Source organism: Providencia manganoxydans (genome assembly GCF_016618195.1).
GTDB classification, from domain to species: Bacteria; Pseudomonadota; Gammaproteobacteria; order Enterobacterales; family Enterobacteriaceae; genus Providencia; species Providencia manganoxydans.
The window spans coordinates 3,608,673-3,621,024 of record NZ_CP067099.1 but is presented as its reverse complement, the minus strand read 5'-3'; the positions used below and the strand labels follow the sequence as shown (position 1 = coordinate 3,621,024).

The following is a 12,352-nucleotide window of genomic DNA, read 5'->3' as shown; positions in this document are numbered from 1 at the left end:
TTGCTCCTTAATCATCCTGATGGGGGAAAAGTGTATTATCTATAAGATCACACAAACAATTCACTGTAAGAAGGTGGACCTCTTGGATCCTGACACTGCGTTGCGATGGGATGCGAATTTCAACATCTTGAGGTCCTAATAGACCTGCAAGTTCACCGCCATCGTAACCTGTCAGTGCAACAATTGTCATATCACGCGTTACTGCTGCTTCAACGGCTTTGATAATGTCACTGCTATTACCATGAGTTGAGATCGCCATTAAAACATCACCATGCTGACCGAGAGCTCTAACCTGTTTAGCGTATATTTCTGTTGGCTGTTTGCTACCAGAAATCGCGGTTAAAACGGCATTGTCTGTGTTTAATGCAAGCGCAGGAAGGCTTGGGCGCTCAGTTTCAAACCGATGGATCATACTCGTCGCAAAGCGTTGTGCTGTTGCCGCTGATGCTCCATTGCCGCAGCACAAAATTTTGTTACCGTTAAGCAGTGATTGAACCATCATCATTGCTGCACGTGATATAGCATCTGGCAGTGCTTCTGCCGCCGCTATCTGAGTTTGAATACTTTCAGTAAAACAGACTTTAATTCTATCCAGCACTTGCTTATTTTCCTGTGAAATTAACCAACATGTTCACTATCGTTAAAGGCATTCTGTATCCATTCAAACTGACTATCAGTAATCGCACAGATATCAAAACGACATGCGGTAGTTTCGAAGCTTTCTTGTCTTTCAGCAAGCCAATATTTCGCAGTTGCGAGCAGTTTTTTGCGTTTGTGCGCATCAACTGACATTACTGCGCCTCCATATTGCTTGTTTTGACGAAAACGGACTTCTACAAATACCCAACCAGACTTATCTCGCATAATAAGGTCAATTTCACCATGCCGATTTCTGGTGTTTCGTTCAACAAATGTTAACCCCTGTTGTTGCAGGAAGGCCAATACTTGATTTTCATAGTATCGACCAGTTAACCATTGTAATGTTTTTTTAAGTGGTTTCATGACGTCCTTGTCTGAAAAGTTAGCAATCATCCTAATTGCTAGGCAAGCTTATTTTGCCAATTTGATTTGACCTTGACTGAATTGCAACCAAGGAAGATCACGATACACAACACAATTATTATCGACGGTTAAGGCACCAGAAGCGCCTTGAAGGCGGAATTGAGTGTTATGTTGCAGTTGATCGTAGTTATTTGCGAGTGACCAAGCATCTATTCCCAAAGAATAGAGACGTAACAACGAATAATCATTCCCTAATTTCTGCTGTGCTTGTTTACGCAAATTATTATTTGCTCCCGCTAGCAGAGGGATATCACTGAATTTGACGCCATCCATTTCAAAACGATAATCAGCACCATTTCCAGCTTGATTGCTACGAGAGCTTGCATAAATATCAGGGCGTTGACGGCTACTAATCGCCATTTCGATCATAGGTTTGATCAAAGTGAGCTCATCACGTGTTGCGACGATATACACTGCATCGATAGAACCTGATGAAGCAATTTGAGGTTCAGGTTGAGAAATGGCAGGGTAATCTTGACCATCAATCGATTGTGCTTTTGGTTGGCTATTAACGATAACAGGCGTACCTGTCATGCGAATACCTGCTCCACGGTTTATGGATTCTTTTAATGAAGCGGTAGAGCCAAAAGATTGCATCAATACTGTTGAGCCACCTTTAGATTGCCACTCTTGGGTAAAAGCTTTCGCTATACGCTGACCAAAGTCATTGGATGGCACTAAAATTAGTGGGACCCTTTTGCCATCAGCCATCATATGACTTGCTGCATTTTTGGCTTCGTCTTCAGGGGATAACGAAAAATAACATAAGTTTGGACGAGGTTGCAGTTTATCAGCATCTAATTCATTTAATGCTAATACACTCAGTGGTGAGCCTGATTGCGTAATGGCTTGAACTTCAGGTTTTAGCAATGGACCTACCACTAAATTAAAGCCTTCAGTCTGTGCTTGTTGTAGCAACTGAGCAAGCTGTTTACCATTAGTATCAAAGACTTTGACGCTTTCATTATTAGTTGGTGTTGCTGCAATGCTTAATGAAGAATCAACGATCTCATTATCATTGGTTGTGCTGCTATTACCTGTTACGGCAGCGACTTCCGCATAAATCTGATCTAATACATCGTTATTATTGGCGGGTTCAGCAGTAGAAGTAGATGCAGCTCTGGTTGCAGGAGCTTGAGGTAAGCCTTTTTGGGCATCCATGAAACCTTGCATGATGGCTTCACCAAATACTTTACCTTGACCGCTCATTGGCAGAAAAAGGGCAATTCTAGGGGTTTTCCCAACAGGAGGCTGTGTAGATTGCATTAGCTGATTAGGGGGAGTCTGTGCCGCAGGGTGTCCCGCATAGCGAACTTTCCAATCATCGACACCTGCTTTGAGCGCCGCAGCATCATCACGATTATTAAGATAAATATCAAGTAAATCGACCCAACCGGCTAATGTTGTTTCATCTGAACCAATCCCATCAACCTGCTCAGGGGTCATTTGTGTTAACATTTGCCATGTGCCATCAATATTGGCTTGGTGAGCTGTTGGCTCGGTTAGCAATGTTTCTTGGCTAATATAAGCGCGTAGGACATCAATGGATGGCTTACCCTGTGCAGAATCAATGATAGACTGATAACGACTCACTTCAGAGCTAATTTGTTCAGGTGTCGTTGGGGTGATTGGTGCTTTATTATCCCCTGTGAGTTGGCAGCCTGACAGTACTAAAGTAGATAGCATTGCTGTGCAGACTAACCCTTTTTTTACATGCAAAAAAATTGAAGGACGCATACTGTATCCAGTGGTGTATTTTCAGTTGCTTAATTTTAAACCGGCTATTCGGATGAAACAATGAATCAACCTAATCAAGCAGTGGTTATGGCATCCACGCTGTATATTGTGCCTACCCCTATCGGTAATATGGGCGATATCACGCAACGTGCGCTGGATGTTCTTAAACATGTTGACCTTGTCGCTGCCGAAGATACGCGGCATTCAGGCATGTTATTACAAAACTTTGCCATCAATGCACGTATGTTCGCCTTGCATGATCATAATGAACAGCAGAAGGCAGATCAATTAATTAACAGACTTCAACAGGGCGATAGTATCGCATTAGTTTCCGATGCAGGTACACCTTTAATTAATGATCCCGGCTATCATTTGGTCACTCGTTGCCGTGAAGCGGGTATTCGTGTTGTCCCGTTACCCGGCGCTTGTGCTGCAATTACGGCGCTTAGTGCAGCAGGTTTACCTTCTGATCGCTTCTGCTATGAAGGTTTTTTGCCCGCAAAAAGTAAAGGCCGTAAAGATGTTCTTAAGTCGCTTGAACATGAAACGCGTACATTAATTTTTTATGAATCAACGCATCGTTTACTCGATAGTTTAGCAGACATGGTTGAAGTGTGGGGAGCTGAACGTCACGTTGTATTGGCTCGAGAAATTACCAAAACGTGGGAATCGATAGAGGGCAAGCCTGTTGGTGAGTTGCTAGCATGGGTTAAAGAAGATGAAAACCGCCATCGCGGGGAAATGGTTCTGATTGTTGAAGGCTATAAAGCGAATATAGAAGAAGACGACATTTCACCTGATGTGATCCGCACATTAAATTTATTGCAGCAAGAGTTGCCTCCTAAAAAAGCGGCAGCAATCACGGCTGAAATTTATGGTTTGAAGAAGAATCGCCTTTATAAATTGATGCTTGATCAAGCAAACGCAGGGGAATAGCAAGATAAACCCCTATACATAGGTCGCTAAAGTGCCTATAATCCGCTTCGGAGTTGGCCAGACAACCGCTGCTTTATCGTAGTCCCTTCGGGGGAGACGGATAGAGGGGAGGAAAGTCCGGGCTCCACAGGGCAGGGTGCCAGATAACGTCTGGGAGGCGCAAGCCTACGACTAGTGCAACAGAGAGCAAACCGCCGATGGCCTGTTTACAGGATCAGGTAAGGGTGAAAGGGTGCGGTAAGAGCGCACCGCGCGGCTGGTAACAGTTCGTGGCACGGTAAACTCCACCCGGAGCAAGACCAAATAGGGGTTCATATGGTGCGGCCCGCATTGAACCCGGGTAGGTTGCTGGAGCCAGTGCGCAAGTGCTGGCCTAGATGAATGGTTGTCCACGACAGAACCCGGCTTATCGGCCAACTCCAATTTTTTCGTCATACTTCAAGCTGTGGCTGTGTTGGCTTCACTCAGCCACCCTAGTCACATACTTTTGTATGCTCCTAGGGATGTCTTCGTTTTGCCGCCTTGCCACAACTCGAATTATTTAGAAAAAATTCTCAGTTATTTTTTATGGGTTAAAAAAGAATAATTTCTTACTTCTTACGGCTTTTTAAGGTTACTTAACGGCTTGTTTAACCATTTCTAGTAACTTACGCACATCGTCTGGGCGGGTGTCGCCGCTTTCTTTATCAATGATTGAACTGTAAATGTGTGGAATGATCTTTTTCACGCCAGCATCGAGGGCAATTTGCAAGATTTGTGGGAAATTCTCTAAATCAATGCCGCCTGTTGGCTCTAAAGAAAAATCATATTTAGCACAGGCTTGTGCAACGGCTTTATATTCTTCAATGTAAGTTAATCCTTTCATATTGAAGAACTTGATTGAACTTGCGCCCATATCTTTTAACATCATAATGGCAGTTTCAACAGGTACAATACCCTCTGGGGATTGAGAACTCAGTGGGCCCGTTGAGATTTTCACCATACCAACAGTGCCACTTGGGGAGACTAAAGCATTGACGAACGTTTCATCTTGTCCAAGTAACGCACGGCTAATCGGTGCGCCAGTAAATACTTGGTTAACATGCTGCGGTTGGATTTCTTTAGAAATTAATGAAACCATAGTTGATTGGTTTGGATCACCAGCCCCTAAGCCAACAGACAAGGCATTGTCTGTCTCTTGTGCATAGATACGCATGTCCGCAATGGCACTGTCTAAATCAGGGTAGTTTTTTGATAAAACCCCAACAACAACATAAGTTTCAGCCGCTTGATAGATATCTTTGGCATTTTGATGGCTGCCAGCAAGTACGTTTAGGCAAACACGGTTTTGATAAAAGTTTGGTGACAATTTCATCTTACATTCCTTTTACTAACAAACGGATACGCTCTGCAATAACGTCAAGTTGTTGATTGCTAACACTGCGAATATCGGCTTCCACTTTGCCTTCATTGGCTTTGTATTCACGGAAGTAGATCGCGGTATCCCCTTGTTTTAATTCATGCATGATTTGGTAGGTGGTTTTACCAATCATTTTTTCATCGAAGCTAATTTCAGCACGGGCAATATCACGGCCAGCGGCATCCCATACAATACGCGCTGAAATTGCAGGGATCGCATTGAGTTCTTCAATAAAACCACTCATGCGTTCCACCATTTCAGCCCCTGTTTCTTTGGTTGCCGTTAAGTATTGTTCAATCGCCAGTGTTAATCCTAAAATGCCTTCTTTCCCGACTTTCATGGCTCGGCCAATGCCTTGGCTTTGGCGTTTTACCCATTCAACATAGGTTTTTTTACCCACAACGAGGCCGCTGGTAGGTCCTTCAATCGCTTTGGCACCACTGTAAATCACTAAATCAGCACCTGATTGATAGTAGCTAGTCAGATCTTCTTCTGCGGCAGCGTCAACAATCAATGGGACATTGTGTTGGCGTGCAACAGCGGCAGCTTCATTCACGCTTAGCATACTTTTCTGTACCGTATGGTGAGACTTGATATACAAAATAGCTGCGGTTTGTGGGGTGATCTTCGCTGAAAGTTGAGCTGAGGAACATTCATTAGCAAAACCTGCCTCAATCACCTTACCGCCGCCAAGTGTCACCATGGTATCGACGGGGGCTCCGAAGTTAACGTTGTGACCTTTTGGTAGCACAATTTCGCGTGGGACCACTTTAGATGATGAGTGTAAATTTAACAGCAAGTCATCGTCATCACGCACAATCACCGCAGCAACAGCTTGTGCAATACCGGCGGAGGCGCAAGAGACGACAACGGCACTGTCAACATCCAGTAATTTTGCGATGTAATCGCCTGTTTTATTCACTAAATCTTTAATTTCAAAATAGTGATTAAGGCCATAAGTGACACGTTCAACCACTTCGGGGGTTGGGGTTGATACGCCAAGAATGGTCATGCGGCCAGAGGCGTTAATCACGTGTTTTAGCTGATACTTTTCATAAATCGATTGCATGTTCAGATTCGCCTTCTGCATGAATAATATGTTTGCCACCAATAATTGCTGCGATAGGTACAAAACGTTGTGTCCCTACACGATGTTCACCTTCTGCATCGGTCAGCTCAGTGCGTTCTTCTTTGAGATCAAACAGTGTGATGTCAGCATCAAAGCCCGGTTTTAAATAACCTTTTGCCGGTAAAGCTAACAAGTCAGCCGCTTTTTCTGTTACACAGCGCAAGATTTTTTCAGCACTAAAGCCCATGCACAGAAACTTAGTCATGACAAAGGCAAGGCTGTAAACAGGACCGTTAACACGGTTGCGATGGTAGATATCAGAACTAATGATGTCAGGGTAGGTGCCAATGCGCATGGCTTGTTCTGCCACTTTGAAACTAAAACTTTCACCACCGTGTCCTACATCAAGGATCACACCGCGCGCTAAGGCACGAGCAATAGACGGTTTTAAGTTTCCTTGCTCGTCCAAAATACGATTGGGTTTCCCATTGAAACAGTGGGTAATAATATCGCCACGCGTCAGTAAATCGGCAATTTCGTCAATATTCGGTGGGTTATTACCAATATGTACCATTAATGGTAGTCGGTGCTTTTTCTGCATCTGTTTGGCTTTGATCAGCGGCTCAATTCCATTGTCACCGACAACACTTTTACTCATCCGTGCTTTCATGCCAACAATGAATCCTTGATGGCGTTCAATCGCCTGTTGAAAGCAGGTTTCATTGATATTGTTCATATCAGACAGTTCGTTTTGGGCAATAATGCCAATACGTGAGATGTTTAATAATGAAAACACATTGGTTTGAGATTTTTGTGTGAGCTGATAAAACTTGTCGATATCGTCAGCACCGACACTACCTGCATCAACCAGTGAGGTGACACCACCCGCAGCACCTGCTAAGTCTGGGTCATCGAAGTAGATAGGTGACTCGGTAAAACAGTGAGCATGTGAATCAATCCATCCCGCACTGACGTAGGTTTCCCCTTTTAGGTCAATCCATTTTTCAGCTTGTTGGTTGCAGGCCAACTCAGGGCCTGCTGCTTCGATTTTTCCATCTTTGATAAGAATATCAATGAGTGTGCCATCGATACGCTTACCCTGTTTGATGATTAAAGAATACATAATTACCTTCTTTGTTATCTTGTCATTAGGCTGCGAGAGGGAAGAAATATCCAAACAGCATCGCACCTAAAATTGCGCCACCAGCGACCGGTTTTTGCCATACATAGAAGATCAGTGCACCAATCAAAGAACCGATACCAATAGGAATTGATGCGGCCATTGCGGCTAGGATAATCAATGGACCTAAGAAACGGCCTGATGTATTACCCGCACCCATCATGATGTCTGCACCAAATGTTGAGTTGGCTTGCGCGATAGTAAATTTACGAGCGAATACAATGATCAAACCGATAATGAGTCCAAGAATTAATCCTATTATCAGTGAGATCCAAAAGTTAGTGACTAAAATGTCCCAACCTGCTGCAAGGAACAGCGCAGGTACACCAAGGCCGATACCGGTTTGCAGGGCACCACCGATATCCAAGATACCGACTAATGACCCTTCGATAATACGAGCAAATAGGAAGCTAGCACCAAACGCAGCAACTGCACCGTAAACACCTGTATCTAAACCTGCTTTTAACATGGCCACGAAGGCAACTTCGTTAAATGCCCCAAACCCGTAAACGACATACATATGAGTACCGGCAAAGATCCCTGCTGATAGCAACCCAACAAAGATTGGGAAAGACCATTCCGCGTACCAAAAGTCTTGTTTGTTGATTTCAGTTGTCATGATTATTTCCCGCTCAGCAGTCCATGGATGTATTCAAGCCATAGAGGTTTATCCAGATGGAAAGAGGTGATCATTTTCAGGTCGAATTCACGGAAGAAGCCACTCAGAACAAACAGTAGCACGACAGTGATCATCATTGTGCGAGTAACACGGTTCCAGCCGTTGTCATCAACGCCTTTACCGATAAGAATACCGAGAACCAGACCAGGGATGGCGTTGCCCATGATCAACTGTGCACATCCACCAAACAGGGTTGCCCAAAAGCCAGAACGACGACCTGCATCCATCGCAGCCAACCAGAAAATAACTGGCATCACGGTATTAACCAGCAGGTTTGCCGCCGGTACTAACACGTTGATCGCCGTAGTTTGTAGCGCGGCAGGAACCGCTGATGCAGTGGTGTTTAAGAAGGCAACCACCAAAGCACCAATCACGGTACAGGCAATGGCCATTTTTTTAGGATTGTGCAGAGTTTCTGCGACGTTGCGGTTTTTAGATAATAGGGCAGCCGCACCCCAGTTAGGGATAATGCGGTGATCTACGTCTTGCGTGAATGCCCCAGCAGCAACGGATGATGCCCATGCGTTGAAGAAAAAGCCTAAACCAAATGAAAAGTGAGAAGCAGGGTCGCCTTCACAAGCATTAAGTTCGCCAAGTGTACGGAATGCCCCCATCCCTTGAACAGTAGGAGCGTGGAACATTCGAGCTGCACCCGCACCAAGGCCAAAGCCGCATAGGCCGCCAATGATGAGGGACATACCCAATATTTCTAAGAAAGATGCAGTTTCACTCATGGAAATGCCTCCAGACCTGTATTGTTTTTATTGTTCTGTAAATGGTATTTCGTTGACAGAAAGTAGGGTGACATCTAGCGAAACGTCGAGCACCACACGAAAATGTTCACGTTTACGGGGCAGAAAAACGAAAAGAAATTTTTCTGTCCGCGATTGTGAGTGTGCACTCACAACGGCAACATCCTTGGGCTCAATTCGCAGGATAATGTCATTGCTTTCTTTCAGTACGGTGCGTTGAATGGAGTTCAGGGCATCAGCAATCGCTTTTTGCTTACTGTCGCCTTGACCCGAGACTCGCACAACCGTTTCGATAGATTTCTTCATTTATGCGTCGCCGTATTTTTTGATATAGGCTTTAACCAAGCGCTCGCCGAGTTCTTCTTTATCCATAAAACCGAAACCTAACACGATGCAACCTTCTGCAATCGCGGTTTCGCCTTCTTCGATTGAACGCATACCGTAACGTGCTTTGTAACCATATTTAGTTTGAGCAGTGATTGCGCCTGCACCGCCACTACCGCAGAAAGAGATCCCCAAGTTAGCTTGTTCTGCATTCATCACGTCGCCTAATTTCATATCAGCAGCGACACCTGGCACAACAACGGCTTTACCGCCAGCTGCTTCAACACCAGCAGCGACTTTTTGGCCTTTACCTAAACGATCTCCGATAGCAACAACAACTTGTTTCATAGTGATTTTCCCCAAAAATTAATCATTCGAACGGATTACTTCAAAGTGAACTGAAAGTAAAAATGTCTCCTCTGGTGCCAATCCCGGCAGGGTATCGACAACACGTTGCGACAGCGCAATAGAGTGTTGTGAGATTTCATCGAACAGACTGATATCCACTTCAGGTAATGCTTCGCCTGTTTTTGCTCTTGCTACCATGGCTCTTAGATGAGACTCCAACATCTGTTGTTGTACATCGGTGGTGTAGCAATTTTCCTGTTTAAGCCAACCACTAATGACGGCTAACAGCTCCTGTGTTACTTCATCGATGTCGAGGTTATGTTCTGACATCTTGAAAACGACAACTGATTCACTCATAACTGTTTAAAATCCAAGGTAATAATGCAATTAAACTGCTTGTTCCTTCATGATGAATACCTTAATCGGTTCTATGTGGCTTGTGCAGGCATGGAATTTCCACTTAAAAGTGGAAATAAATTGGAAGTGGCTAAATGTGATTTGTGGTTATTGATTGAGCTAAATGGAAAATAAATGGAAATAACATCTATTTTTGATGATTTAAAATCAGTTATCTTAAATTGGGTTGTTGATAATTAGATTTAAATTCAGTTGGTTAGCTATTTTCTGATTGTGCTGGAAGTCACAAACTGCAATTTTGCACTAAGTGGAAACGAAAAAGTGGAAATAGCGCATGAGAGAGCGTGTTTATTTCCACTTGGGAGAATATTGACTAAAAACGACCGGTTTTACTAAAAAACAAAATGATAGAATTGCGGTTATGATCACGCAAAATAATGCAATTGCTATTTTTCCGATAGTAAGTGGAAGTAAAAACAGAATAGGTGTATTGCGTTAAAAATAGGCAATACACCGCGATAGGAAAAGAGATTAAAGGATACGCGCTAAGCTGTCTTTGGCTATCACTTGGAATTCGTTGAAGTTTTTAACTGTTACTAATCGGCGAGTGGTTTTCTCTTTCACAAAGGTGACAAATAGATCGTAGATAGCCATTGCTTCTTCATAATCAGCTTTACTGATCGCCAGTAAGAAAATGACATACGCATTTTCTTTGGTGTCTTTATTCCACTCGATACCTTTAGGCGCCACAATTGTTACGACCACTGTTTTGTTAGCCAGCAATCCCAGTGAATGTGGTAGGGCGATGCCTTCACCAAGTAGAGTAGAGACAATAGACTCTCGCTCTTGTAGCGAAGGGTAAAAATCAGCAGTGACATAGCCATCTTGTTGTAGCTTTTGGCAAACGGTTTGGAATAACGTTTCTTGACTGATCTTATCGTTAATCACCATAAAGTAACGTTCATCAAAGAAACGCTCAATAATATATGGGCGAGTTTGATCCATCATGGCCAGTCGACCGACTTGTTCTAATTGATAAGGAGTCGGAAAGGGCGCAATTTTAATCACCGGTTTATTTTTTTCAGAGATACGCACGGTGGTGATCACAAAATCTTCTTCTACTTGATCTAGGGATTCATACTCTTGCAGTGTCAGACCTCGGCTAAACTTCAGTTGTGGGAATTCACGCATGATTTTTGACTCCACCACCCGAAAAGTTGAGTTCCCCGCATCAGTCACCACAAGCACTTCAGTTTGCCGAATAGAGCCTGCGCCATAGTTTCTTTCTAAGCTAACACCAATATGCACGGCAAGGTAACCCAGTTCATCTTCATTAATGGGGTAAGGAAGTAATTGTTTGCTCGCACTGGTTAGTGCACTTAAGGTGACATCATAGGCGAAGGGGTAATATTGTTTTATATCACTCAGGAGCGGGTTAGGTGTGATGATATGATATTGAAGTCGAGTGATCAGTGCCGCAATATGCGTGTTAAGATCACGCTTGAGTTTTTCATCATTACGTAAGTCATAGTTATATAATTCATTAATATAATTAAGAATGTATTCAACTAACTCACTGTGGCTACCACTTTTTTGCTGAGCAACATCTTGATTGCTGATCCGCTGGGCAATGATTTGATCATGAAGGTAGCTGAGCTCTGGACTGGAGAGATCGCTACCAAGGAAATAAATCAATCCTTTAGATACCTCATCACAGGCTTTACGTAAGGTTTCTTCACTATCATGATTCTTGATAATGGAGGTCAGCTCATGACCACGTGTAATACGTAAAATAGTCACTGCACAGTTAAATACTAAGTAGAGATGGCCTTCATTACTGAGACGAATATCAAAGCGATTCATGCTGTTATGTAGCACTTTATCGATATAGGTTAAATCAAGGTTATCTAAGCATTCAGGCTGGAAAGTGGCTAAGTCATGATTTAGCTGTTGTGAAAAGCGACGCCATAACGTTTCAGTCATGCAGGCTCGGATTGCCCATTCGCTACCGTTAAGGCGGATCCCTTGATGTGGAATGCTTTCTAATAGTATTTGGTATTTTTGTAGATGTTCCCTGACGATACTCATATCTTGCTGTAGGGTTCCACGGCTGATAAACCACTCTTCAGCAATATCATCCAATTTAACGGGTAAGGAAAGCATCAATAATTTTAATAGTAATGCATCGACGCGCTCTTTGCTGGTGCGGGGGATGCCATTTTCAGCTTCATTTTGTTGTGTTAGTTTGGCGAAAAGCGCTTCATCATCGACTTTTAAACAATAACCGCGACCACGCTCATAGATAATATGGGCGCTATAATTTTGTATCAACTCATTAATTTCATTGATATCAGAACGAATTGTCCGTGTTGAAACGGAAAAACGCTTTGCTAGTTCATCTTGAGGAACAACCTCATCAAGGATACAGGCAAAAATTTGATTAAGTCGTTGTTGAATGAATAAAGCCACGAAAACACCTTTTAAAGCTTAACAATAGCTGATTAACCAA

General features: G+C 43.4%; 13 protein-coding genes and 1 other RNA gene. 2 read left to right on the top strand and 12 right to left on the bottom strand.

The features are described 5' to 3' along the window. Nucleotides 1-7: 7 nt before the first annotated feature. The 3 genes from diaA to JI723_RS16445 are packed head-to-tail and all read right to left on the bottom strand — an operon-like array spanning nucleotide 8 to nucleotide 2,799. Nucleotides 8-598 carry a DnaA initiator-associating protein DiaA gene (diaA, locus tag JI723_RS16455; RefSeq protein ID WP_070928925.1) on the bottom strand — a complete coding sequence of 197 codons (591 nt, stop codon included), beginning with the start codon at nucleotides 596-598 and terminating at the stop codon, nucleotides 8-10. Nucleotides 599-618: 20 nt separating this feature from the next. Beyond that, nucleotides 619-1,002, bottom strand: coding sequence for a YraN family protein (locus tag JI723_RS16450; RefSeq protein WP_272580708.1), 384 nt, complete (start codon nucleotides 1,000-1,002; stop codon nucleotides 619-621). 48 nt (nucleotides 1,003-1,050) lie between these two features. Continuing rightward, nucleotides 1,051-2,799, bottom strand: a complete 1,749-nt coding sequence (locus JI723_RS16445; protein WP_337979564.1) for a penicillin-binding protein activator — start codon at nucleotides 2,797-2,799, stop codon at nucleotides 1,051-1,053. Nucleotides 2,800-2,859: 60 nt separating this feature from the next. On the opposite strand from JI723_RS16445, the gene rsmI reads away from it, so the two are divergent. Then, entirely contained in the window at nucleotides 2,860-3,735 is an 876-nt protein-coding gene (gene rsmI / locus JI723_RS16440; RefSeq protein WP_272580706.1) for a 16S rRNA (cytidine(1402)-2'-O)-methyltransferase, read from the top strand. A gap of 49 nt (nucleotides 3,736-3,784) precedes the next feature. Beyond that, nucleotides 3,785-4,160, top strand: an RNA gene (gene rnpB, locus JI723_RS16435) — RNase P RNA component class A. 188 nt (nucleotides 4,161-4,348) lie between these two features. On the opposite strand, the gene dagF is transcribed toward rnpB, so the two are convergent. The 9 genes from dagF to JI723_RS16390 all read right to left on the bottom strand — a co-directional run bounded on the left by dagF (nucleotide 4,349) and on the right by JI723_RS16390 (nucleotide 12,312). Beyond that, nucleotides 4,349-5,089 (bottom strand): 2-dehydro-3-deoxy-phosphogluconate aldolase, encoded by a 741-nt coding sequence (gene dagF / locus JI723_RS16430; RefSeq protein ID WP_070928921.1) that lies wholly within the window; start codon nucleotides 5,087-5,089, stop codon nucleotides 4,349-4,351. A gap of 1 nt (nucleotide 5,090) precedes the next feature. Then, nucleotides 5,091-6,203: a DgaE family pyridoxal phosphate-dependent ammonia lyase gene (locus tag JI723_RS16425; protein WP_272580705.1), complete on the bottom strand. Its 1,113-nt coding sequence runs from the start codon at nucleotides 6,201-6,203 to the stop codon at nucleotides 5,091-5,093. Beyond that, a complete protein-coding gene (locus JI723_RS16420; protein WP_070928919.1) occupies nucleotides 6,187-7,326 on the bottom strand; it encodes an amidohydrolase/deacetylase family metallohydrolase in 1,140 nt (379 codons plus the stop codon). Before JI723_RS16420 ends, JI723_RS16425 begins: the two co-directional genes overlap by 17 nt. 25 nt (nucleotides 7,327-7,351) lie before the next feature. Further along, the gene (locus JI723_RS16415) at nucleotides 7,352-8,002 is read right to left on the bottom strand and encodes a DUF4310 family protein (protein WP_337979563.1); all 651 of its coding nucleotides are present in this window, start codon (nucleotides 8,000-8,002) and stop codon (nucleotides 7,352-7,354) included. Nucleotides 8,003-8,004: 2 nt separating this feature from the next. Next, a complete protein-coding gene (locus JI723_RS16410) occupies nucleotides 8,005-8,796 on the bottom strand; it encodes a DUF4311 domain-containing protein (RefSeq protein WP_014657591.1) in 792 nt (263 codons plus the stop codon). Nucleotides 8,797-8,823: 27 nt separating this feature from the next. Next, nucleotides 8,824-9,120: a DUF4312 family protein gene (locus JI723_RS16405; RefSeq protein ID WP_008912675.1), complete on the bottom strand. Its 297-nt coding sequence runs from the start codon at nucleotides 9,118-9,120 to the stop codon at nucleotides 8,824-8,826. Further along, on the bottom strand, nucleotides 9,121-9,486 hold the full coding sequence (locus tag JI723_RS16400; RefSeq protein WP_070928917.1) for an SFCGS family glycine-rich protein: 366 nt from the start codon (nucleotides 9,484-9,486) through the stop codon (nucleotides 9,121-9,123). Nucleotides 9,487-9,504: 18 nt separating this feature from the next. Next, nucleotides 9,505-9,843 (bottom strand): transcriptional antiterminator, encoded by a 339-nt coding sequence (locus JI723_RS16395; RefSeq protein ID WP_070928916.1) that lies wholly within the window; start codon nucleotides 9,841-9,843, stop codon nucleotides 9,505-9,507. A 531-nt stretch (nucleotides 9,844-10,374) separates the two neighbouring features. Then, the gene (locus JI723_RS16390) at nucleotides 10,375-12,312 is read right to left on the bottom strand and encodes a BglG family transcription antiterminator (protein ID WP_272580704.1); all 1,938 of its coding nucleotides are present in this window, start codon (nucleotides 12,310-12,312) and stop codon (nucleotides 10,375-10,377) included. Nucleotides 12,313-12,352 lie beyond the last annotated feature (40 nt).